This is a genomic window from Cellulomonas alba (assembly GCF_030362835.1).
GTDB classification, from domain to species: domain Bacteria; phylum Actinomycetota; class Actinomycetes; order Actinomycetales; family Cellulomonadaceae; genus Cellulomonas; species Cellulomonas alba.
Window position 1 is genome coordinate 439,371 of record NZ_JAUCGQ010000002.1, and the last position, 22,663, is coordinate 462,033.

At 73.9% G+C, this 22,663-nt stretch carries 20 protein-coding genes; 19 read left to right on the forward strand and 1 reads right to left on the reverse strand.

The window, feature by feature from the left end:
• Positions 1-66: 66 nt before the first annotated feature.
• The 18 genes from QRT04_RS14725 to QRT04_RS14810 all read left to right on the forward strand — a co-directional run bounded on the left by QRT04_RS14725 (position 67) and on the right by QRT04_RS14810 (position 20,927).
• Entirely contained in the window at positions 67-1,632 is a 1,566-nt protein-coding gene (locus tag QRT04_RS14725; protein WP_289456270.1) for a UDP-N-acetylmuramoyl-L-alanyl-D-glutamate--2,6-diaminopimelate ligase, read from the forward strand.
• A complete protein-coding gene (locus QRT04_RS14730; RefSeq protein ID WP_289456271.1) occupies positions 1,629-3,062 on the forward strand; it encodes a UDP-N-acetylmuramoyl-tripeptide--D-alanyl-D-alanine ligase in 1,434 nt (477 codons plus the stop codon). The genes QRT04_RS14725 and QRT04_RS14730 overlap by 4 nt, the downstream gene beginning before the upstream one ends.
• Entirely contained in the window at positions 3,059-4,141 is a 1,083-nt protein-coding gene (gene mraY, locus QRT04_RS14735; protein WP_289456272.1) for a phospho-N-acetylmuramoyl-pentapeptide-transferase, read from the forward strand. The genes QRT04_RS14730 and mraY overlap by 4 nt, the downstream gene beginning before the upstream one ends.
• Positions 4,138-5,583 carry a UDP-N-acetylmuramoyl-L-alanine--D-glutamate ligase gene (gene murD / locus QRT04_RS14740; RefSeq protein ID WP_289456273.1) on the forward strand — a complete coding sequence of 482 codons (1,446 nt, stop codon included), beginning with the start codon at positions 4,138-4,140 and terminating at the stop codon, positions 5,581-5,583. The genes mraY and murD overlap by 4 nt, the downstream gene beginning before the upstream one ends.
• 43 nt (positions 5,584-5,626) lie before the next feature.
• Entirely contained in the window at positions 5,627-6,844 is a 1,218-nt protein-coding gene (ftsW, locus tag QRT04_RS14745) for a putative lipid II flippase FtsW (RefSeq protein WP_289456274.1), read from the forward strand.
• Positions 6,831-7,982: an undecaprenyldiphospho-muramoylpentapeptide beta-N-acetylglucosaminyltransferase gene (gene murG / locus QRT04_RS14750; RefSeq protein WP_289456275.1), complete on the forward strand. Its 1,152-nt coding sequence runs from the start codon at positions 6,831-6,833 to the stop codon at positions 7,980-7,982. Before ftsW ends, murG begins: the two co-directional genes overlap by 14 nt.
• On the forward strand, positions 7,975-9,393 hold the full coding sequence (gene murC, locus QRT04_RS14755; protein ID WP_289456276.1) for a UDP-N-acetylmuramate--L-alanine ligase: 1,419 nt from the start codon (positions 7,975-7,977) through the stop codon (positions 9,391-9,393). The genes murG and murC overlap by 8 nt, the downstream gene beginning before the upstream one ends.
• Positions 9,390-10,463 carry a cell division protein FtsQ/DivIB gene (locus QRT04_RS14760; protein WP_289456277.1) on the forward strand — a complete coding sequence of 358 codons (1,074 nt, stop codon included), beginning with the start codon at positions 9,390-9,392 and terminating at the stop codon, positions 10,461-10,463. Before murC ends, QRT04_RS14760 begins: the two co-directional genes overlap by 4 nt.
• A 239-nt stretch (positions 10,464-10,702) precedes the next feature.
• Positions 10,703-11,944, forward strand: a complete 1,242-nt coding sequence (gene ftsZ / locus QRT04_RS14765; protein ID WP_289456278.1) for a cell division protein FtsZ — start codon at positions 10,703-10,705, stop codon at positions 11,942-11,944.
• Complete coding sequence (pgeF, locus tag QRT04_RS14770) at positions 11,944-12,690, forward strand: peptidoglycan editing factor PgeF (RefSeq protein WP_289456279.1); 747 nt, start codon at positions 11,944-11,946, stop codon at positions 12,688-12,690. Before ftsZ ends, pgeF begins: the two co-directional genes overlap by 1 nt.
• A gap of 133 nt (positions 12,691-12,823) precedes the next feature.
• Positions 12,824-13,297: a cell division protein SepF gene (locus QRT04_RS14775; protein ID WP_289456280.1), complete on the forward strand. Its 474-nt coding sequence runs from the start codon at positions 12,824-12,826 to the stop codon at positions 13,295-13,297.
• A 1-nt stretch (position 13,298) separates the two neighbouring features.
• Complete coding sequence (locus QRT04_RS14780; protein ID WP_289456282.1) at positions 13,299-13,592, forward strand: YggT family protein; 294 nt, start codon at positions 13,299-13,301, stop codon at positions 13,590-13,592.
• Between the two features lie 140 nt (positions 13,593-13,732).
• The gene (locus QRT04_RS14785; RefSeq protein WP_289456284.1) at positions 13,733-14,410 is read left to right on the forward strand and encodes a DivIVA domain-containing protein; all 678 of its coding nucleotides are present in this window, start codon (positions 13,733-13,735) and stop codon (positions 14,408-14,410) included.
• A 156-nt stretch (positions 14,411-14,566) separates the two neighbouring features.
• Entirely contained in the window at positions 14,567-15,022 is a 456-nt protein-coding gene (locus QRT04_RS14790; RefSeq protein ID WP_289456285.1) for a TraR/DksA family transcriptional regulator, read from the forward strand.
• Between the two features lie 20 nt (positions 15,023-15,042).
• Positions 15,043-15,699, forward strand: a complete 657-nt coding sequence (locus QRT04_RS14795) for a signal peptidase II (RefSeq protein WP_289456286.1) — start codon at positions 15,043-15,045, stop codon at positions 15,697-15,699.
• The gene (locus QRT04_RS14800; RefSeq protein WP_289456287.1) at positions 15,692-16,627 is read left to right on the forward strand and encodes an RluA family pseudouridine synthase; all 936 of its coding nucleotides are present in this window, start codon (positions 15,692-15,694) and stop codon (positions 16,625-16,627) included. The genes QRT04_RS14795 and QRT04_RS14800 overlap by 8 nt, the downstream gene beginning before the upstream one ends.
• 74 nt (positions 16,628-16,701) lie before the next feature.
• Entirely contained in the window at positions 16,702-20,268 is a 3,567-nt protein-coding gene (gene dnaE / locus QRT04_RS14805) for a DNA polymerase III subunit alpha (RefSeq protein ID WP_289456289.1), read from the forward strand.
• The gene (locus QRT04_RS14810; protein ID WP_289456291.1) at positions 20,265-20,927 is read left to right on the forward strand and encodes a pyridoxine/pyridoxamine 5'-phosphate oxidase; all 663 of its coding nucleotides are present in this window, start codon (positions 20,265-20,267) and stop codon (positions 20,925-20,927) included. Before dnaE ends, QRT04_RS14810 begins: the two co-directional genes overlap by 4 nt.
• A 42-nt stretch (positions 20,928-20,969) precedes the next feature.
• On the opposite strand, the gene QRT04_RS14815 is transcribed toward QRT04_RS14810, so the two are convergent.
• Positions 20,970-21,188: an RNA-binding S4 domain-containing protein gene (locus tag QRT04_RS14815; RefSeq protein ID WP_289456293.1), complete on the reverse strand. Its 219-nt coding sequence runs from the start codon at positions 21,186-21,188 to the stop codon at positions 20,970-20,972.
• Between the two features lie 81 nt (positions 21,189-21,269).
• Between QRT04_RS14815 and hisD the strand changes: the two genes are divergently transcribed.
• Entirely contained in the window at positions 21,270-22,592 is a 1,323-nt protein-coding gene (hisD, locus tag QRT04_RS14820) for a histidinol dehydrogenase (RefSeq protein WP_289456294.1), read from the forward strand.
• Positions 22,593-22,663: the final 71 nt, after the last annotated feature.

Genomic DNA, 22,663 nt, shown 5'->3' on the forward strand with positions numbered 1-22,663 from the left:
ACCGGCGCGGCCGCCGCGGCCTCTCGACGGGCGGTCGAGGGAGGGGCCCGGGGTAGATTCCTCCCTATGACGTCACCGGTCCGGATGCGCCCGCAGGTCCCCGCGGCACACCGGCTGGCCGATCTCGCCGACGCGTTCTCGCTGGTGGTGGACCCGTCGCAGGGCGATCGGACGGTCACCGGCATCACCGTCTCGAGCACCGACGTGGAACCGGGCGACGTGTTCGTCGCGATCCCGGGGCTGCGCGCGCACGGTGCGCGGTTCGCCGACCAGGCGGTCGAGGCCGGCGCGGTCGCCGTCGTCACGGACGCCGCGGGAGCCGAGCTCGTGACGGCCGACGTCCCCGTGCTCCTCGCGGACGAGCCCCGGGACCTCGCCGGTCCGCTGGCCGCCTGGGTGTACGACTACCCGGCCGAGCGGCTCGTCTCGGTCGGCGTGACCGGCACGAACGGCAAGACGACGACCACGTACTTCGTCGAGGCGGCGCTGCGCGCGGTGCACCCTCTGACGGTCCTGCTCGGGACTGTCGAGCTCCGCATCGGCGACGTCGCGGTCGAGAGCCCGCGCACGACGGTCGAGGCCCCGGCGCTCGAGGCGATCCTCGCGGCGGGTCTCGAGCGGGGAGCCACCGCGGCCGCGATGGAGGTCTCGTCGCACGCGCTCGCGCTGGGCCGCGTCCGGGGCCTCGAGCTCGACGTCGCCGGGTTCAGCAACCTGCAGCGCGACCACCTCGACTTCCACGGCGACATGGAGGGCTACTTCCGGGACAAGTCGCGGCTGTTCGCCCCGGGCCAGGCCCGGCGTGGCGTGGTCGTCGTCGACGACGAGTGGGGCCGCCGCCTCGCGGTGGAGTCGCCGATCCCGGTCGAGACGCTCGCGACGCACGTCGGCGCGCCGGAGGCCCACACGGCTGACTGGGCCGTGACGTGGGCCGACATCGGCCTCGACGGCGTCGGCTCGTCGTTCGTGCTGCGCGCCCCGGACGGCGCCGAGCACCGCGCCGCGAGCCCGCTGCCGGGCCTCGTCAACGTCTCCAACGCGGCGCTCGCGATCGTGCTCGCGCACGCGGCGGGCGTCGACCTCGCCGTCGCGATCGACGCCGTCGCGCACGCGCACGAGATCCCGGGCCGCATGGAGCGCGTCGTCGAGCGCGGCGACGGCCTGCCGCTCTCCCTCGTCGACTACGCGCACACGCCCGACGCGCTTGTGCTCGCGCTCGAGGCCGTGCGCCCCATCACGCCGGGCCGGCTGGTCATCGTGTTCGGCTCGGACGGCGACCGGGACCGCGGCAAGCGCCCGATCATGGGCGAGATCGCGGCCCGGCTCGCGGACGTGCTGGTCGTGACCGACGAGAACCCGCGCTCCGAGGACCCCGCCTCGATCCGCGCCGCGATCCTCGGCGGGGTGCGTTCCGTGCGCCCCGACCTCGCCGACGTGCACGAGGCCACCAGCCGCGCGCAGGCCATCCACGACGCCCTGGCTCTCGCGACCGAGCGGGACACCGTGATCGTCACGGGCAAGGGCCACGAGCCGACCCAGGAGATCGCCGGCGTGTTCCACCGGTACAACGACCGTGACGTGATCCGCGAGGCCGTCGCCCTCGCCCGCGCGCGTGCGGAGCAGCACGCGTGATCGCCCTGACTGCGGCCGAGATCGCGGCCGCCACCGGGGGAGTGCTGCGCGGGCTCGAACCTGTGAGCCTCGTGAGCGGCGCGGTGGTCACCGACTCGCGCGACGTCGAGCCGGGCGGCCTGTTCGTCGCCCTGCCGGGCGAGCACGTCGACGGCCACGACTTCGCGGCCGCGGCCGTGGAACGCGGCGCTGCCGCGGTGCTCGCGTCGCGCGAGGTCGCGGCGGCCGACGGCACGCCGCTGCCGACGGTGCTCGTGGCCGACGTCGAGCGCGCGCTCGGCGACCTGGCCCGCGAGGTGCTCGTCCGGCTGCGCGTGGCGGCCACCGAGCCGGGCGGGTCGGACCTGCGCGTCGTCGGCATCACGGGCTCGGTCGGCAAGACGACGACGAAGGACCTGCTTGCGCAGCTGTGCGGCTCGGTCGGCCCGACGATCGCGCCCGTGCGGTCGTTCAACAACGAGATCGGCCTGCCGCTCACGGTGCTGCGCGCCGACGAGACGACGCGCTTCCTCGTGCTCGAGATGGGCGCGAGCGGCATCGGCCACCTGACGTACCTGACGGACATCGCGCCGCCGGACGTGTCGGTCGTGCTCGTCGTCGGTCAGGCGCACCTCGGCGGCTTCGGCGGCATCGAGGCGGTCGCGAAGGCGAAGGCCGAGATCGTCGAGGGCCTGCTGCCCGACGGCGTCGCGGTGCTGAACGCCGACGACCCCCGCGTGTCCGCGATGGCGGTGCTCGCGCCGGGCGACGTCGTGACGTTCGGCAACGCGTCGGGCGCCGCGGTCCGCGCGCGCGACGTACGGCTCGACGCCACGGGTCGCGCGTCGTTCGTCGTCGAGGCGGGTGGCCGGAGCGCCGACGTGCACCTGCGACTCGTCGGCGAGCACCACGTGCACAACGCGCTCGCCGCGGCGGCCGCGGCCCTCGCCATCGGCCTCGACCTCGACCAGGTGGCCGACGGCCTGAGCGCCGCCGACGCGCTGAGCCCGCACCGCATGCACGTCGTCGACCGGCCGGACGGCATCACCGTCGTGGACGACTCGTACAACGCGAACCCCGACTCGATGCGCGCGGCGCTCAAGGCGCTCGCTGTGCTCGCGGGGCGGGAGCGCCGGTCCGTCGCGGTGCTGGGCGAGATGCTCGAGCTCGGCGACCAGACGCGTGAGGCGCACGACGCGATCGGCCGCCTCGTGGTGCGCCTCAACATCGGGCTCACGGTCGTCGTGGGCGACGGTGCGCGCGCGATCCGCGACGGGGCGAACCACGAGGGCTCGTGGGGCGACGAGGTCGTGCTGGCCGACGACCTCGACACCGCGGAGAAGTACCTCGCCGACGAGCTGCGGCCCGGTGACGTGGTCCTGGTCAAGTCGTCCTACGGCGCCGGGCTCTGGCGCCTGGGTGACCGTCTCGTCGAAGGGGTCGCCTCGTGAGAGCGCTGTTGATCTCGGGCGGGCTCGCGATGGTCGTCGCGCTGTTCGGCACGCCGTTGTTCATCCGGTTCCTCGTCGCCCGCGAGTACGGGCAGTTCATCCGCCAGGACGGTCCGACCGCGCACCTGACCAAGCGCGGGACGCCGACCATGGGCGGAGTCGTCATCATCCTCGCGACGCTCATCGGCTGGGGCGGCGGCATCGTCTTCACGGGGCACCCGCCGACCGCGTCGGCGCTGCTCGTGCTGTTCCTGATGACCGGCCTCGGCGTCGTCGGGTTCCTCGACGACTTCATCAAGATCTCCCGGCAGCGCAGCCTCGGGCTCAAGGCGCGGTGGAAGATCGTCGGGCAGGGCGTCGTCGGCGTCGCGTTCTCGCTGGCGGCGCTCGGGTTCCCGAACCCGTTGGGGTACAAGCCGGCGTCGACGCACATCTCGTTCATCCGGGACACGAAGCTCGACCTCGCGTTCTGGGGCACGACCGTCGGCGTGATCCTCTTCATCGTCTGGGCGAACTTCCTCATCACCGCGTGGTCGAACGCGGTGAACCTCACGGACGGGCTCGACGGGCTCGCGACCGGTGCGTCGCTCATCGTGTTCGGCGCCTACGTCGTGGTCGGGGTGTGGCAGTTCAACCAGAGCTGCCAGCGGTTCACGACCGCCGGCGCGCACTGCTACGAGACGCGCGACCCGCTGTCGCTCGCGATCGTGGCGGCCGCGATCACGGGCGCGTGCTTCGGGTTCCTGTGGTGGAACGCGAGCCCCGCGAAGATCTTCATGGGCGACACCGGCTCGCTCGCGCTCGGCGGCGCGCTCGCCGGCCTGTCGATCCTGACGCGGACCGAGATCCTCGCGGTCATCATCGGCGGGCTGTTCGTCATCGAGGTGCTCTCGGACGTCATCCAGATCACCTCCTTCAAGCTGACCCGCCGGCGCGTGTTCAAGATGGCCCCGCTGCACCACCACTTCGAGCTCCAGGGCTGGGGCGAGGTGACGATCGTGATCCGGTTCTGGATCATCGCGGGACTGTGCGTCGCGCTCGGCGTCGGCACGTTCTACGCGGAGTGGGTGAGCGGGTGACGGACCCTCGCGGCAGCGCGCTCGACCTCGACGGTGCGCGCGTCGTCGTCGCGGGGCTCGGCGTCAGCGGCCGTGCGGCCGCCGAGGTCCTGGCGTCGCGCGGAGCGCGGGTCGTGCCGGTGGACGACGGCGCGGGCGACGTCGTGACGAGCGACGAGTACCTCGCGGGTGGCGGCCTGGCGCGCGCCGACCTCGTGGTCGCGTCACCCGGCCTGCCGCCGCACCACCCGCTGGTCGCCGCCGCCCTCGCCGCCGGGCTGCCCGTGTGGAGCGAGGTCGAGCTCGCGTGGCGGCTGCGCGCCGAGCGCTCCGACGGGCCGGCGCCGTGGCTCGCGGTGACGGGGACGAACGGCAAGACGACGACGGTCGGCATGCTCGAGTCGATCCTGCGCGCCGCGGGGCGGGACGCGGTCGCGGTCGGGAACGTCGGCACGCCCGTGGTGCTCGCGGCGACCGACCCGTCGCACGACGTGCTGGCGGTGGAGCTGTCGAGCTTCCAGCTGCACTTCACGCACTCGATGTCCGCACAGGCCGCCGCGGTGCTCAACGTCGCTGCCGACCACCTCGACTGGCACGGCTCGCTCGACGCGTACGCCGCGGACAAGGGCAGGGTCTTCGAGCGCGCGCAGGCCGCGTGCGTCTACAACGTGGCTGACCCGCGCACCCGGGCGCTCGTCGAGGAGGCCGACGTCGTCGACGGGTGCGTCGCGGTGGGCTTCACGCTCGGCACGCCGTCCGTCGGCCAGATCGGCCTCGTCGAGGACGTGCTCGTCGACCGCGGCTTCGCGCGCCTGCGGCACACGCACGCCGCCGAGCTCGGCACGCTCGACGACCTCGCCGCGCACGCCGGACCCGACGGCACGGTGCCGCCGCACGTCGTCGCCAACGCGCTCGCGGCGGCGGCGCTCGCGCTCGCGCACGGTGTCGACCCGGTCGCCGTCCGCGACGGCCTCCGTGCGTTCCCGGCGGGCGAGCACCGCATCGCGACGGTCGGCACGGTCGACGGCGTCGCGTTCGTCGACGACTCGAAGGCCACGAACGCGCACGCCGCGGCGGCGTCGCTCGCGGCCTTCCCGCCCCGCTCGGTCGTCTGGGTCGCCGGCGGCCTGGCGAAGGGCGCCACGTTCGACGAGCTCGTGGCGTCGCGGGCCGACCGGCTGGCGGGCGTCGTGCTGATCGGCGTCGACCGGGCGCCGCTGCGCGACGCGCTCGCCCGACACGCGCCGGATGTCCCGGTGATCGAGGTGGACGCCGGTGAGGATGGCCCGGTGATGGCGCGCGCCGTGCACGAGGCCCACGCCCTCGCACGCGCTGCGCGCGGCGAGGCGACGCCCACCGTGCTGCTCGCTCCGGCGAGCGCGTCGATGGACCAGTTCACGTCCTACGCCGCACGTGGCGACGCCTTCGCAGAGGCGGTGCGGGCGCTCGGCACGGGCGCGTGAGGCAGGCGGCGCACGCAGTGACGGACGAGGGGAGGACCAGGGCATGACGGCCACGCAGGCGACGCCCGAGGGGTCCCGACTCGGTCAGTGGAACAGCGCCGTGACGAGCTACTACGTGCTGGTCGGCGCCACCGCACTGCTGCTCGTGCTCGGGCTCGTCATGGTGCTCTCCAGCTCGAGCGTCGACTCGCTCGACGCGGGGAACTCGCCGTACGCGGTGTTCCTCAACCAGTCGAAGTTCGCGGTCGCCGGGCTCGTCGTGCTCCTGGTGATCGCCCGCACGCCGGTGCGCGTGCTGCGCGGCGCCGCCTGGCCGGCCCTCGCGGCCGCCGTCGTCTTCCAGCTCTGCGTCTTCGTCCCGGGGCTCGGCGTGTCCGTCAACGGCAACCAGAACTGGGTGCGGCTGCCCGGCTTCACCGCGCAGCCGTCGGAGGCCATCAAGCTCGCGCTCGCGCTGTGGCTCGGCGCCGTGCTCGCGCGCAAGCTGCCGCTGCTCGACTCGTGGAAGCACGCGCTGATCCCGGTCGTGCCGGTCGCCGGCATCGCGATCCTCGTGGTGCTCGCGGGCCACGACCTCGGCACCGCGCTCGTGCTCCTGCTGCTCGTGAGCGGCGCCATGTTCGTCGCCGGCGTCCCGCTGCGGATGTTCGCGGTCGCCGCGCCGGTCGCTGCGGCCGCCGTCGCGGTCCTCACGCTCGGGCACTCGAGCCGGATGGGGCGCATCACCGCGTTCTTCAACAGCGCCGAGTGCGCGAAGGAGTCGGCCTGCTACCAGACCATGCACGGCACCTGGGGGCTCGCGTCGGGCGGGTGGGGCGGCCTCGGGCTGGGTCAGAGCCGCGAGAAGTGGGCCTACCTCCCCGAGGCGCACAACGACTTCATCTTCTCGATCATCGGTGAGGAGCTCGGCCTCGTGGGCACGGTGCTCGTCCTGGCGCTGTTCGGCCTGCTGGCGTTCGCGATGATCCGCGTCATCCGCCGCCACCCCGACCCGTTCGTGCAGATCACGACGGGTGCGATCCTGCTGTGGATCATCGGCCAGGCGCTCGTCAACATCGCGGTCGTCATCGGTCTCGCACCCGTCATCGGCTTGCCGCTGCCGCTCGTGTCCGCCGGCGGGTCCGCGCTGATCATGACGATGGCGGCGCTCGGCGTCGTGATCGCGTTCGCGCGCTCGGAGCCGGGCGCCGCGGAGGCGCTGTCGGCCCGCGCCGGCGTCGTGCGGCGGTCGCTCGCGGTGATCGGGCGTGCCCGTGGGTGAGCGTCCTGGCTCCGTGCTCCTCGCGGGCGGTGGCACGGCGGGGCACGTCAACCCGCTCCTGGCCGTGGCCGACGAGCTCGCGCGGCGGCACCCCGACGCCCGCCTCGCCGTGCTCGGCACCGCGGAGGGCCTCGAGTCCCGCCTCGTCCCGGAGCACGGCCTGACGCTGCATGTCGTCCCGCGCGTGCCGCTGCCGCGCCGGCCCACGCTCGACTGGTTCCGGCTGCCCGCGCGCCTGCGCGACGCGGTGCGCGCCGCCGGGGCGGCGATCGACGCGATCGACGCGCAGGTGGTCGTCGGGTTCGGTGGGTACGTCGCCACGCCCGCGTACCTCGCGGCGCGCCGGCGCGGGATCCCCGTCGTGGTCCACGAGCAGAACGCGCGTCCCGGGCTGGCGAACCGGCTGGGCGCTCGCCGGGCCGCCGCCGTCGCCGTGACGTTCCGGGGCACCCGGCTGCCGGGCGCGGAGGTGACGGGCCTGCCGCTGCGCGCGCCGATCGCGGCCCTCGTGGCGCGGCGAGCGTCGGACGCCGCGGCCGCCCGCCGCGACGCCGCCGCGGCCCTCGGGCTCGACGCCGACCGGCCGACACTGCTCGTGACGGGCGGGTCGCTCGGCGCGGTCAGCGTCAACCGCGCGGTCGCGGGCGCGGCGACCGAGCTGCTCGCGACGGGCGCGCAGGTGCTGCACAGCACCGGCGCGGGCAAGGCCGACGCGGTCGAGGCAGCGCTCGCGGGCGTGCCGGGAGCGGAGCGGTACCACGTCCGCGAGTACCTGGACGACATGGAGAACGCGCTCGCGGTGGCCGACCTGCTCGTCGGCCGGTCCGGCGCGGGGACCGTCTGCGAGGTCGCGGCGCTCGGCATCCCGGCCGTCTACGTCCCGCTGCCCATCGGCAACGGGGAGCAGCGGCTCAACGCGGCCGACGTGGTCGCGGCGGGCGGCGGGCTGCTCGTCGAGGACCGTGCGCTCGACGCGGCCTGGGTGAGCGCGCACGTCGCGCCCCTGCTCGAGCCGGGCGCGGCCGACGTGCGCGCGCGCATGGCGACCGCCGCGGCGTCCGTCGGTGTCACTGACGCTGCCGCACGCGTCGCCGACCTGGTCGAGCGCGCGCTGGACGGCGGGGGCGCGCATGGCTGACGACGCGCTGGCCGCTCTCGGGCGCGTGCACCTCGTGGGGGTCGGCGGCGCCGGCATGTCCGCGATCGCGGCACTGCTGGCCGCGCGCGGGCTCACGGTCTCGGGGTCGGACGCCGCCGACGGACCGGCGCTGCCCGCCGTGCGCGCGGCGGGCGTCCGGGTCTTCGTCGGGCACGACGCGGACCAGGTCGCGGGTGCGGACACCGTCGTGATCTCGTCGGCCGTCCGCGAGACGAACCCCGAGCTGGCCCGGGCACGCGAGCTCGGCCTCACCGTGCTGCACCGGTCGGAGGCGCTCGCGGCGCTGATGGTCGACCGCGACGCGGTGGCCGTGGCGGGCGCGCACGGCAAGACCACGACGTCCGCGATGGTCGCAACGGCCCTGCTCGCCGCAGGCGCCGACCCGTCGTTCGCGATCGGCGGCACGGTGCTCGGGCCCGACGGCCCGGTCGGCGGCGCGCGCGACGGCCGCGGTCCGGCGTTCGTCGCCGAGGCCGACGAGTCCGACGGGTCGTTCCTCGCCTACGAGCCGCTGATCGCGGTCGTCACGAACGTCGAGCCGGACCACCTCGACCACTACGGCACGCGCGAGGCGTTCGAGGACGCGTTCGTCGCGTTCGCCGACCGCGTGCGCGACGGCGGGGCGCTCGTCGCGTGCCTCGACGACGCGGGCGCCGCGCACCTCGTCGCACGCGTCCGCATGCAGCTCGACGCGCGCTCGGTCGGCGTGCTCACGTACGGCCGCGAGCAGGGTGCGGACGTCCGGGTCGGCGAGCTCCGGCCTGCGGAGGGCGGCTGGGTCGTGACGCTGACTGCGCCGTGGGGCAGCGCCGACGTCCGGCTCGCGGTGCCGGGCGACCACAACGCGCTGAACGCCGCGGCCGCGTGGACGGTCGCGTGCCGGCTCGGGCTCGACCCGGCGAGCGCGGCGGAGGGGCTTGCCGCGTTCCGGGGCACGGGACGGCGGTTCGAGGACCGCGGCACCGCGGCCGGCGTGCGCGTGGTCGACGACTACGCGCACCACCCGACCGAGGTCGCGGCGCTGCTGCGGGCCGCGCGCACGGTGTCGGGCGACGGACGCGTGCTCGTCCTGTTCCAGCCGCACCTGTACTCGCGCACCCGGACGTTCGCCGCCGAGTTCGGCGCGGCGCTCGACCTGGCCGACGTGGTCGTCGTGACGGACGTGTACGCCGCGCGCGAGGACCCGGACCCGACGGTGACTGGACGGATGCTCGTCGACCGCGTCCCGACGGCCGGCAAGGCGGCGTTCGTCGCCGACCGCCTCGACGCCGCTGCGGCGATCGCGGACGCGGCGCGGCCGGGCGACCTCCTGCTGACCGTCGGCGCGGGAGACGTGACGGCGCTGGGGCCGGTGGTCCTCGCACGCCTCGCCGAGCGGGCCGCGCCGTGAGCCCCGCCCGGCCGCCGGCACCCGTCCCGGGCCGCCCGCCGGCGCCGCGACCGTCGCCCGCACGCGCGGCGCGCGCCGCCACGGGTGCGACCGGGCGGGCCGACGCGACGACGCAGGACGCCGGGACGCGCCGTGACGACAAGCCTTCCGCCGGCGCGGGCACGCCCGGCTCCGACCCGCGCCCGGGGACCGCGCCCGTCCCGACCGCTCCCGCTCGCCCCGCCGCGGGACGCACGGCGACGTCCGTCCGTCCGGACGCGCGGCGCCCGGCCGGCGACCCCCGCGCGGTCGCGGGCCGCACCGAGCCCCCGGCGTCGAGCGGCGCGGTCGTCTCGACCCGCTCGATCGCCCGGTTCGCCGAGCGCGCCCGGGCGCGCCGCAACCTGGCCCGCCGGCAGATCGGCTACGTCGTCGGGGGAGCCGTGGCCGTCGCCGGGCTCGCGTACCTCGTGTTCTTCTCGCCGGTGCTCGCGCTCGACCCGGCCCGCGTCCACGTGGCGGGGGCCGGGACGGTCGTCGCCGTCGACCAGGTGGAGCGCGTCGTCGATGCGCACGCGGGGACGCCGCTGCCACGGCTCGACACGGTCGGCCTGCGCGACGCGATCCTCGACGTCCCGGGCGTGCGCGGTGCGCGCGTCATGCGCGACTGGCCCCGGGGCATCGAGGTCACGATCGTCGCGCGCGAGCCCGTGGCGGCCGTCCCGGAGACGGGCGGCGACCACGGCTACGCGCTCCTCGACGAGGACGGGGTCCAGGTCGGCCGGGTCGACAAGGCACCGTCCGGCCTGCCGGTCGTCGACGTGCCGAAGGACGACCGCCGCACGCTCGACGCGGTGCTCACCGTGCTGCACGGCCTGCCGCCGGCGCTGCTGGCGGAGGTGGCCGACGTCTCGGCGCACACGCAGGACACCGTGACGATGCGCCTGCGCGACGGCTTGCAGATCGACTGGGGCAGCTCGAAGGACACGCCGCTCAAGGTCGCCGTGCTCACGACGCTGCGCGGGTCGAAGGCCGCGAAGGACGCCCACGTGATCGACGTGTCGGCGCCGACGCTGCCGATCACGCGCTAGCCGTGGGCCGTCCTGGGACGAGCCCGCGCGGAGCGCACGACGAAATCACCACGCGATGCAAGACACGCGCGGCGCGGTCGTTGATCGACCCGGCGGCGACACCTAGCGTCACGCACTGACGGTCGAACAGACGACACCAGCAAGAACTGTAACTCTCAACCTGAACCTGAAGGTTGAACCGCCCGCGGCGTGTCGCGGGCTCGCGGCACGACTTGCGGCACGAACGAGAGGCACCCACCGTGGCAGCTCCGCAGAACTACCTGGCGGTCATCAAGGTCGTCGGCATCGGCGGCGGCGGCGTCAACGCCGTGAACCGCATGATCGAGGTCGGCCTCAAGGGTGTCGAGTTCATCGCCGTCAACACCGACGCCCAGGCGCTGCTGATGTCGGACGCCGACGTGAAGCTCGACGTCGGCCGCGAGCTCACGCGCGGTCTCGGCGCCGGCGCCGACCCCGAGGTCGGCAAGAAGGCCGCTGAGGACCACAAGGAGGAGATCGAGGACGTCCTGCGGGGCGCCGACATGGTCTTCGTCACCGCGGGCGAGGGCGGCGGCACCGGCACGGGCGGCGCGCCCGTCGTCGCGCGGATCGCGCGCTCGCTCGGCGCCCTGACCATCGGCGTCGTCACGCGGCCGTTCACGTTCGAGGGCCGGCGCCGCTCGGTCCAGGCGGACTCGGGCATCGAGGGGCTGCGCGCCGAGGTCGACACGCTCATCGTCATCCCCAACGACCGGCTGCTGCAGATCAGCGACCGCTCGGTGTCGGTGCTCGACGCGTTCCACTCCGCCGACCAGGTGCTGCTCTCCGGCGTCCAGGGCATCACGGACCTCATCACCACGCCGGGCCTCATCAACCTCGACTTCGCCGACGTGAAGTCCGTCATGCAGGGCGCGGGCTCGGCGCTCATGGGCATCGGCTACGCGCGCGGCGACGACCGCGCGGTGCAGGCCGCCGAGATGGCGATCAGCTCGCCGCTCCTCGAGGCCAGCATCGACGGCGCGCACGGCGTGCTGCTCTCGATCCAGGGCGGCAGCGACCTCGGCCTCTTCGAGATCAACGAGGCCGCGCGCCTGGTCCAGGAGGCCGCGCACGCCGAGGCGAACATCATCTTCGGCGCCGTGATCGACGACGCCCTCGGCGACGAGGTGCGCGTCACGGTGATCGCCGCGGGCTTCGACGGCGGTAGCCCGGTCGTGCGGCGCGACTCGCGCGCGCTCGGTCAGGTCAGCGGCGCGACGACGCGGCCGGCCCCGGCCGCCCAGGTGCCGACGCCGCGTCCCGTGGTCGACCCCGAGGACGAGCTCGTGCCGGCGGGCGTCCGCACCGCTCCCGCGGCGCCCGCCGCGCAGCCCGACGTCCCGGCGTTCCTCTCGACCGAGGCCGAGCCGAAGCCGCTCACGGGTGCGCTCGAGGTGCCGCGCGTGTTCGCCGAGGACGCGCCGCGCCGCGACGAGCTCGACGTCCCGGACTTCCTGAAGTAGTGCCGGACAGCACCGCCCGGGCCGACGACCTGCCGGTCGCCGGGGTCGACCTCGGCCCGGGGGTGCGGGCGGCGTTCACGTCGCGCGCGGGCGGCGTCAGCCGCCCGCCCTACGACGCGCTCAACCTCGGCTCGGCGGTCGGCGACGAACCGGCCGCCGTCGCCGAGAACCGGCGCCGCGTCGAGCGCTGGGCCGGCGCCCCGCTCGTCGTGGCGACCCAGGTCCACGGTGCTCGCGTCGTGCGGGTCGACGGGGAGCACCGTGAACCGGGCGAGGCCGACGCCCTCGTCGCCACCACGCCCGACGTCGCCGTCGCGGTCTACGTCGCGGACTGCGTCCCCGTCCTGCTCGCCGACGCCGAGGCGCGCGTCGTCGCCGCGGTGCACGTCGGCCGCGCGGGGTTGGTCGCCGGAGTGCTCCAGGCCGCCGTCGACGCGATGGCCGACGCCGGCGCCGACCCGGGTCGCACGAGGGCCGCAGCCGGACCGTCGATCGCGGGCGTCTCCTACGAGGTGCCCGCCGCGATGCGCGACGAGGTCGCCGCGGTCGTGCCCGCCACCGCGGCGACGACGTCGTGGGGCACACCTGCGCTGGACCTCGCCGCCGGGGTCGCCGCGGTGCTGCGCGACCTGGGCGTCCCCGAGGTCCACCTCGACGGCCGCGACACGTTCCGCGAGCCGGCGCTGTTCTCGCACCGGCGGTCCGCCGGCACCGGGCGGTTCGCGGGTGTCGTCCGGCTCGTCTGACCTGGGTGGGCGTGTCGCGCGAGGGAGGCGCGCGGCCCGTTGCTAGCGTGACGCGAAGACGGACCCGAGGGGGCCCTGCGGAGTCGGCGACCGGCCGGCACGGGGACCGGGTCCCGGGGAGGGAGCGATCGCGATGGCCGGAGCGCTGCGCAAGACGATGCTGTACCTCGGCCTGGCCGACGACCGGTCCGAGCACGAGGAGTACCTCGAGGAGTACGAGGAGGAGGTCGCGGTGCCCCAGGAGTACGAGGCCCAGGTCACGCCGCTGCACCGCCCGACCCGTGCGTCGGTCCCGACGCAGGCGCCGGCCGCGCAGGCGCACGAGCTGCGCCGCATCACGACGATCCACCCGCGGTCGTACAACGACGCCCGCAAGATCGGCGAGGCGTTCCGCCAGGGCACGCCGGTCATCATGAACCTCACGGACATGGACGACGCCGACGCCAAGCGTCTCGTCGACTTCTCGGCCGGCCTGATCTTCGGCCTGCACGGGGCGATCGAGCGCGTGACGAGCAAGGTGTTCCTGCTGTCGCCGGCGCACGTCGAGGTGGCGGGGGACGCGGGGCCTGCGGAGCAGAGCCGCGCGGGCTTCTACAACCAGAGCTGACGTGAGCGTCGTCGCGTCCGTCCTGTTCCTGGTCGTCCTCGTCTTCTTCCTGCTGCTCCTGGTCCGGCTCGTGCTGGACTGGGTGCAGTTCTTCGCTCGCGACTGGCGGCCCCACGGCTTCGCCCTCGTGATCGCCGAGACGGTGTACACCGTGACGGATCCGCCGCTGCGCCTCCTTCGGCGTGTGCTGCCTCCCGTGGCCATCGGGGCGGTCCGTCTCGACCTGGCCTTCTTCGTCCTCTTCCTGCTCTGCACGGTGCTCCTCTCGGTGCTCAACGCGCTGTCCGCCAGCTGAGCGAGGGGTGCCGTGACCCGTGCGTGTGGCCGCCGTGTCGGGGAAGGTGCAGGCGAGGCAATGTCCGCTACGGTGGCCCGAGGCGGTCGGTGGACTGCCGCCGGCCTGACCACCAAGCTCGACCAATTGAGGTGACGACGATGGCGCTGCTGACCGCAGACGAGGTCCTCAACAAGAAGTTCCAGGCGACCAAGTTCCGCGAGGGCTACGACCAGGACGAGGTCGACGACTTCCTCGACGAGGTCGTCAACACGCTGCGTGAGCTGCAGAACGAGAACGAGGACCTCAAGACCAAGCTCGCCGCCGCCGAGCGCCGCATCGCCGAGCTGAGCCGCGCCGGCGCGCAGCAGCAGGCGCCCGCGCCCAAGCCGGAGCCCACCCCGGCACCCGAGCCCGTCCCGGCGCCGGTCGCCCAGCCGGCTCCGGTCGCCGCGCCCGTCGCCCCGGTCGCCGCACCGGTGCGTGCCAGCGAGCCCGAGTCGGCGACCGGCATGCTCGCCCTCGCCCAGAAGCTGCACGACGACTACGTCCGCAGCGGCCAGGAGGAGTCGGACCGACTCATCGGCGACGCCAAGACGCAGGCCGCGCGCATCGTCCGCGAGGCCGAGGAGACGTCGCAGCGCACGCTCGGCCAGCTCGAGCAGGAGCGCTCGCTCCTCGAGCGCAAGATCGACGAGCTGCGCAGCTTCGAGCGCGACTACCGCACGCGCCTGCACAGCTACCTCGAGAACCTGCTCGGCGACCTCGACAACCGCGGCAACGCGCTCCCGCCGCGCTCCGGACAGGCGCAGCCTGTCGGCGAGTCGCAGGGCATCTAGCACCACCGGTCGCGCCGCGTCCCTCGGCCCCGGTCAGGCCGCACCGCTCTGCCCAGCACGCCACGTCGGGATTGTGTGCCCGGCGTGGCGTGTTGTGTCCGAATCCGCCGCACATTAAAGTCGCCTGACTTTCGAGAACGGGGGGCCCTCGTGGCCATGAACGACTCGCTGACCACCGTCGCCCTGACGGGGGACGCGAAGGAGCTCGCGAAGCTCGTCCGCCAGTTCGCGGTGCGCGACGGCGAGAAGCCGTGGACCGTGCGCGAGGTCAAGGACGTCGCCGACGAGCTCACGGCCGACGTCGACCGGCTCACGGGTGAGCTCGCGTCCGCCGACGCCGAGCTCTCGGACCTGCTGCGCAACTCCGGCGACGGCGCGGGCGACGACCAGGCGGACTCCGGCTCGTCGGCGCTCGAGCGCGAGCAGGAGCTCACGCTCGTGAACAACACCCGCGACCTGCTCGCCCAGACGCAGCACTCGCTCGCCCGCATCGGCAACGGCACGTTCGGCACGTGCGAGTCGTGCGGCAAGGCGATCGGCAAGGCGCGCCTGCAGGCGTTCCCGCGCGCGACGCTCTGCGTCGAGTGCAAGCAGCGGGAGGAGCGGCGCTGAGCCGCCCGTAGACTCCTGCGGTGCCCTCCACGACCCCTGACGAGTCGCCCGCGTCGCCGCGCCGCCGACGTCTGCTCGCGACGCTGATCTCCCTGACGGTCGGCGTGCTCGTCGTCGACCAGCTCACGAAGGCGTGGGCGCTGGACGCGCTCGACGACGGGGTTCGACGGGCGCTCGTCGGCGACCTGCTCGGCCTCCAGCTCGTCTTCAACCCGGGCGCGGCGCTGTCGGTCGCGACGGGCATGACCTGGGTCCTGACGCTCATCGCGGCCGGTGTGGTCGTGGTCGTCGTGCGTGCGTCGCGCCGGCTCGGCTCGGCGGCCTGGGCCGTCGCGCTGGGCCTGCTGCTGGGCGGCGCGCTGGGCAACCTCGTGGACCGGCTCGTCCGTGAGCCCGGTGTGGCCCGCGGGCGCGTCGTCGACTTCATCGCGTACGGCGACTGGTTCGTCGGGAACGTCGCGGACATCGCGATCGTCGTCGCGGCCGTCATGATCGTGGTGCTGGCCGCCGCGGGGATCCGCCTGGACGGCACGCGCGACCACCACCACGAGGACGACGCCGCGCCGGCCTCCGGCCCCGGTTCGGACGCGTCCGACGACGTGGCGGCGGACCCGGCGAGCGCGTCCGACGCGGTGGGCGACCCGGCCGCCACCCCCGCACCGCGCGCCGATGCCTGACCTGCGCTCGCTGCCCGTGCCCGACGGGCTGGCGGGGGAGCGCGTCGACGCCGCGCTGTCCCGGCTGCTCGGGCTGTCCCGCACGCGCGCCGCGGAGATCGCGGCCGCCGGCGGCGTCCGGCTCGACGGGCGGGAGCTCGGCAAGTCGGACCGCCTCGTCGCGGGCGGCTGGCTCGAGGTCGAGATCCCCGACCCGCGCGCGGCCGTCGTCGAGGTCGTGCCCGAGCCGGTCCCGGGCATGCGCATCGTGTACGACGACGCGGACGTCGTGGTCGTCGACAAGCCGGTCGGCGTCGCGGCCCATCCGTCGCCCGGCTGGACGGGACCGACCGTGGTCGGTGCGCTCGCCGCCGCGGGCTACCGCATCGCGACGTCGGGCGCCGCGGAGCGGCAGGGGGTCGTGCACCGCCTCGACGTCGGCACGAGCGGGCTGATGGTCGTCGCGAAGAGCGAGCACGCGTACACCGTGCTCAAGCGCGCGTTCAAGGAGCGCACGGTCGACAAGGTCTACCACGCGCTCGTGCAGGGCCACCCGGAGCCGACGACGGGCACGATCGACGCGCCGATCGGGCGGCACCCCAGCGCCGACTGGAAGTTCGCGGTGGTCGCCGACGGGAAGCCGTCCGTCACGCACTACGAGGTGCTCGAGATGCTGCCCGCCGCGTCGCTCGTCGAGGTGCACCTCGAGACGGGCCGCACGCACCAGATCCGCGTGCACTTCGCGGCGCTGCGCCACCCCTGCGTGGGCGACCTGACCTACGGCGCGGACCCGGCGCTGGCCGAGCGCGTCGGCCTGACGCGGCAGTGGCTGCACGCCGTGCGGCTCGGCTTCGAGCACCCCGCGACGGGCGAGTGGCTCGAGGTGACGAGCGAGTACCCGGAGGACCTCGCGCACGCGCTCGAGGTGGTGTCCGCGGGCTACCGCTGACCGACACGCCGGGGCGATCTGCGACGCGCCGGAGGCCCGGCGTCGGTGTCGGTGGCGCGACCTAGACTCGGCCCGTGGCATCCCCGGCAGGCACCTCCACCAGCGGCTCGACGGCAGTGGCGGACGCGTCGTTCGTGCACCTCCACGTGCACACCGAGTACTCGATGCTCGACGGTGCCGCGCGGCTGCCGGAGCTGTTCTCCGAGGTCGGCCGGCTGGGCCAGACGGCGATCGCGACGACCGATCACGGCTACCTCTTCGGTGCGTTCGACTTCTGGTCGAAGGCCACCGCCGCGGGCATCAAGCCGATCATCGGTGTCGAGGCCTACGTCACGCCCGGTACCAGCCGGTTCGACCAGACGCGCGTCCGGTTCGGCCAGCAGGGCCAGGAGGCGGACGACGTCTCCGCACGTGGCGCGTACACGCACATGACGCTGCTGGCGCGCGACAACGAGGGCTTGCACAACCTGTTCCGCGCGAGCTCCCTGGCATCGCTCGAGGGCCAGATGGGCAAGTGGCCGCGCATGGACCGCGACCTGCTCCAGCGCTACGGCAAGGGGCTCGTCGCGACGACCGGCTGCCCGTCCGGCGAGGTGCAGACGAGGCTGCGGCTCGGCCAGTGGGACGAGGCGGTCCGCGCGGCCGGCGAGCTGCAGGACATCTTCGGCAAGGACTACTTCTTCGTCGAGCTCATGGATCACGGCCTCGACATCGAGACGCGCGTGTTCAAGGACCTGCTGCGGCTCGCGGAGGCGATCGGCGCGCCTGTCGTCGCGACGAACGACCTGCACTACACGACCGAGGACGACGCGTCGTCGCAGGAGGCGCTCCTCGCGATCAACTCGGGCTCGACGCTCGCCGACCCGGACCGGTTCAAGTTCGACGGCACCGGCTACTACGTCAAGTCGGCGCAGGAGATGCGCCGCATCTGGGCCGAGCTGCCGGAGGCGTGCGACAACACGCTGCGCATCGCCGAGATGTGCGAGGTGTCGTTCAACACGCGCGCCAACTACATGCCGAACTACCCGTGCCCGCCCGGCGAGGACGAGACGAGCTGGTTCGTCAAGGAGGTCGAGAAGGGCCTCCACCTGCGCTACCCGGGCGGGATCCCGGACGACGTCCGCAAGCAGGCGGAGTACGAGACCGGCGTCATCACCCAGATGGGCTTCCCGGGGTACTTCCTCGTGGTCGCCGACTTCATCAACTGGGCCAAGGACCACGGGATCCGTGTCGGTCCCGGTCGCGGCTCGGGTGCGGGCTCGATGGCCGCCTACGCGATGAAGATCACCGACCTCGACCCGCTGCAGCACGGCCTGATCTTCGAGCGGTTCCTCAACCCCGACCGCGTCTCGATGCCCGACTTCGACGTCGACTTCGACGAGCGTCGGCGCGGTGAGGTCATCAGGTACGTCACCGAGAAGTACGGCGAGGACCGCGTCGCCCAGATCGTCACGTACGGCACGATCAAGGCCAAGCAGGCCCTCAAGGACTCCGCCCGGCTGCTGGGCTTCCCGTTCGCGATGGGGGAGAAGCTCACCAAGGCGATGCCGCCCGCGATCATGGGCAAGGACATCAGCCTCACGGGGATCTTCAACCCGCAGGACCCGCGGTACCCCGAGGCCGAGGAGTTCCGCCAGGTCCACGCGGCGGACCCGGACGCCCAGCGCGTCGTCGAGCTGGCCAAGGGCATCGAGGGCCTGAAGCGCCAGTGGGGCGTGCACGCGGCGGGCGTCATCATGTCGAGCGACCCGCTGATCGACATCATCCCGATCATGCGGCGCCCGCAGGACGGCGCGGTCATCACGCAGTTCGACTACCCGACGTCCGAGGGCCTCGGCCTGATCAAGATGGACTTCCTCGGGCTGCGGAACCTGACGATCCTCGACGACGCGCTGCACAACATCGTCGCGAACGGCAAGGACCCGCTCGTCCTGGAGGACCTCGAGCTCACCGACGCGAAGGCGTACGAGCTGCTGGCGCGCGGCGACACGCTCGGCGTGTTCCAGCTCGACGGCGGCCCGATGCGGTCGCTGCTCCGGCTGATGAAGCCCGACAACTTCGAGGACATCTCCGCCGTCCTCGCGCTGTACCGCCCGGGCCCGATGGGCGTGAACTCGCACACGAACTACGCCCTGCGCAAGAACAGGCTGCAGGAGATCACCCCGATCCACCCCGAGCTGGCGGAGCCGCTGCGGGAGATCCTGGACACGACCTACGGCCTGATCGTGTACCAGGAGCAGGTCATGGCCACGGCGCAGAAGGTCGCGGGCTTCACGCTCGGCCAGGCCGACGTGCTGCGCCGCGCGATGGGCAAGAAGAAGAAGTCCGAGCTCGACAAGCAGCAGGCCGACTTCTTCGCGGGCATGACGGAGCGCGGCTACGGCCACGCGGCGCAGCAGGCTCTGTGGAACGTGCTCGAGTCGTTCGCGGACTACGCGTTCAACAAGGCGCACACGGCTGCCTACGGCCTGGTGTCGTACTGGACCGCGTACCTCAAGGCGCACTACCCGGCCGAGTACATGGCGGCGCTGCTCACGTCGGTGCGCGACGACAAGGACAAGTCCGCGCTGTACCTCGGCGAGTGCCGGCGCATGGGCATCACGGTCCTGCCGCCCGACGTGAACTCGTCGGAGGCCAACTTCACGGCCGTCGGCGTCGACATCCGCTTCGGTCTGACCGCGGTGCGCAACGTGGGCGCCAACGTCGTCGACGCGATCGTCGCGGCCCGCGAGGACAAGGGCGCGTTCACCTCGTTCACCGACTTCCTGGACAAGGTCCCGGCGGTGGTCTGCAACAAGCGGACGATCGAGTCGCTGATCAAGGCGGGCGCCTTCGACTCGCTCCAGCACGCGCGACGCGCGCTGCTGCTCGTGCACGAGCAGGCGGTCGACGCGGTGATTGGCGTCAAGCGCAAGGAGGCCGAGGGCCAGTTCGACCTGTTCGCCGACGTGCTGGGCGACGACGACGGGCCCGGGTTCTCCGTCGCCGTGCCCGACCTGCCGGACTGGGACAAGAAGCAGCGCCTCGCGTTCGAGCGCGAGATGCTCGGCCTGTACGTGTCCGACCACCCGCTGGCCGGCATCGAGCACGTGCTCGCGGCGGCGTCCGACGTCTCGATCGCGACGCTGCTCGCCGACGAGCAGCGGCCCGACGGGTCGACGGTGACGGTCGCGGGCCTGGTCACGTCGCTGCAGCGCAAGATGTCCAAGCAGGGCAACCCGTGGGCCGCCGTGACGCTCGAGGACATGGAGGGCTCCGTCGAGGTCATGTTCTTCGGCGAGACCTATGTCGCGTACTCGACGGCGCTCGCGGAGGACGCCGTCGTGGTGATCCGTGGCCGGGTGCGGCGGCGTGACGAGACGATGCAGCTGCAGGCCATGGAGGTGTCGCTGCCCGACGTGTCGCAGGCGGCCGACGCGCCCGTCATGGTGTCGCTCGCGGTGTCGCGGTGCACGCCACCTGTCGTGGAACGACTGCGCGAGGTCCTGTCCACGCACCCGGGCGTGACGGAGGTCCACCTGCGGCTGACGCAGCCGGGGCGCGCCACGGTCATGCGGCTCGGCGACGGGCTGCGCGTCGAGCGATCACCTTCGCTGTTCGGCGACCTGAAGGCCCTGCTCGGCCCGGGCTGCCTCGCGTGACGCGCGACGACCGGCTGCGCGCCCGGCTGCGTGCCCTTCCGTCCTTCGCCGGGTCGGCCGAGCCGTTCGACCCCGCGACGGCGCCCCCGACGCCTGGCGGGTTGTTCGTCGACTGGCTGCTCGAGGCCGTCGACTCCGGCGCGCCCTCGCCGCAGGGCGCCGTGCTCTCGACCGTCGGGTCCGACGGAGTCGTCTCGGCGCGGACGCTGATCGTGAAAGACGTGGTCGACGACGCGTGGTTGTTCGCCACCGAGTCGACGAGCCCCAAGGCGCGCGAGCTGTCCGCGAACCCCTCAGCCGCGCTGACGTTCTTCTGGCCGACCCGCGGACGCCAGGTCAAGGTCGCCGGATCCGTCCGGAGGCTGCCTGACGCGGAGGGCGCCGCCGACTTCCGGGCCCGACCGCCGCAGTCGCGCGCGACGTCGCTCGTCGGACACCAGAGCGAGCCGCTCGGCTCGATCGAGGAGCTCCAGGCTGCGTACGACGCCGCGCTGGCCCGCGCGGAGTCCGACCCCGGGCTCGTCGAACCCGCGTGGTCGGTCTACGCGCTCGACGCGCGGAGCGTGGAGTTCTGGCAGACGGCGCCCGGGCGGAGCGCGACGCGTCTGGTGTACCGGCGCGACGGCGACGGTTGGTCGTCCGGGCTGCTCTGGCCCTGAGCGGGCCCGCGGGCGCCGGGGCTCACCGGTCTCGTGGCGGCGTCAGCCGACCTCGGCCCGGCGCACGCCCGTCGGCAGGTCGACCTCGACCGCGTCCCCGCGCACGAGCTGCCGCCCTCGCCTGGACTCGGGCTCGCCGTTGACCGTGACCGCCCCGTCCTCGAGCAGCGCACGCGCGTCGGAGCCCGAGTCCGCGAGGTCCGCGAGCTTGAGGAACTGCCCCAACCGGATGGAGTCGTCGCTGATCGGCACGGTGGTCATGCGTGCCAGTGTGCCTTCTCACGTCGTCCGGTGACCGATCCGCCCAGGTCAGGCGCGCGAGGCGCGGCCTAGACTCGGCACGTGATCACCCGCATCGACCTGCGTGGCCGGACGCTGTCCCGGCGCGAGCTGCTCGACACCCTGCCCCGGGCGGAGGTCGACGTCGAGCACGCCGCGGAGGTCGTGGCGCCGATCGTCGCCGACGTGCGCAAGCGCGGTGCGGCCGCGCTCCGGGAGCTCGCGGAGCGGTTCGACGGCGTGCGGCCGGAGCACCTGCGCGTCCCGACCGACGCGATCACCGCCGCGCTCGAGGTCCTCGACCCGCAGGTCCGTGCGGCGCTCGAGGAGACGATCCAGCGCGTCCGCCTGGTGCACGCGGCGCAGCGGCCCGCGGACTTCACGGTCCAGGTCGCGCCGGGCGCCCAGGTGCGGCAGCGGTGGATCCCGGTGCGCCGCGTCGGCCTGTACGTCCCCGGCGGGCTCGCGGTGTACCCGTCGTCGGTCGTCATGAACGTCGTGGCCGCGCAGGCCGCGGGCGTCGAGTCGCTCGCTGTCGCGTCGCCGCCGCAGAAGGACCGTGGCGGGCTGCCCGACCCGGTGGTGCTCGCCACCGCAGCCCTGCTCGGCGTCGACGAGGTGTACGCGGTCGGCGGTGCGCAGGCGGTCGCGATGTTCGCGTACGGCGCGGCCGGCTCGCAGGACGTCGACGGCGAGACGCTGTGCGAGCCGGTCGACGTCGTCACCGGCCCGGGCAACGTCTACGTGGCCGCCGCGAAGCGTCTCGTGCGGGGCGTCGTCGGCATCGACGCCGAGGCCGGCCCCACCGAGATCGCGGTGCTGGCAGACATCACGGCGGACGCGAACCACGTCGCCGCCGACCTGATCTCGCAGGCGGAGCACGACCCGCTGGCCGCGTCCGTGCTGGTCACGTCGTCGGTCGAGCTCGCCGGCGCGGTCGAGGCGAAGCTCGTCGACCGCGTCGACGCGACGTTCCACCGCGCGCGCGTCCAGACCGCGCTGAGCGGCACGCAGTCGGCCATCGTGCTCGTCGACGACGTCGAGGCTGGCCTCGAGGTCGTGAACGCCTACGGCGCCGAGCACCTCGAGATCCAGACGCGCGACGCCGCGGCCGTCGCGGAGCGCGTGACGAGCGCCGGCGCGATCTTCGTCGGCCCCTACTCACCGGTCTCGCTCGGTGACTACATGGCGGGCTCCAACCACGTCCTGCCGACCGGCGGCTGTGCGCACTACGCGAGCGGCCTCGGCGTGCACTCCTACCTGCGCGCGGTCCAGGTCGTCGAGTACGACGCCGACGCGCTCTCCGAGGTGGCGGACCGGATCGTCGCCTTCGCCGATGCCGAGGGGCTCCCGGCGCACGGAGAAGCAGTGAGGGCCCGGTTCTGACGGGCGGGCGCACGCTCGACCAGCCGGATCGGAGCTCTCGTGCTGACATTGACCCACGGGCGGATGCCCGG

Excerpts from the sequence above, each read along its gene's own strand:
- QRT04_RS14725 (WP_289456270.1), top strand. The coding sequence starts at position 67 with ATGACGTCACCGGTCCGGATGCGCCCGCAGGTCCCCGCGGCACACCGG.
- ftsW (WP_289456274.1), top strand. The coding sequence starts at position 5,627 with ATGACGGCCACGCAGGCGACGCCCGAGGGGTCCCGACTCGGTCAGTGG.
- murC (WP_289456276.1), top strand. The coding sequence starts at position 7,975 with ATGGCTGACGACGCGCTGGCCGCTCTCGGGCGCGTGCACCTCGTGGGG.
- QRT04_RS14775 (WP_289456280.1), top strand. The coding sequence starts at position 12,824 with ATGGCCGGAGCGCTGCGCAAGACGATGCTGTACCTCGGCCTGGCCGAC.
- QRT04_RS14785 (WP_289456284.1), top strand. The coding sequence starts at position 13,733 with ATGGCGCTGCTGACCGCAGACGAGGTCCTCAACAAGAAGTTCCAGGCG.
- QRT04_RS14790 (WP_289456285.1), top strand. The coding sequence starts at position 14,567 with ATGAACGACTCGCTGACCACCGTCGCCCTGACGGGGGACGCGAAGGAG.
- QRT04_RS14800 (WP_289456287.1), top strand. The coding sequence starts at position 15,692 with ATGCCTGACCTGCGCTCGCTGCCCGTGCCCGACGGGCTGGCGGGGGAG.
- QRT04_RS14815 (WP_289456293.1), bottom strand. The coding sequence starts at position 21,188 with ATGACCACCGTGCCGATCAGCGACGACTCCATCCGGTTGGGGCAGTTC.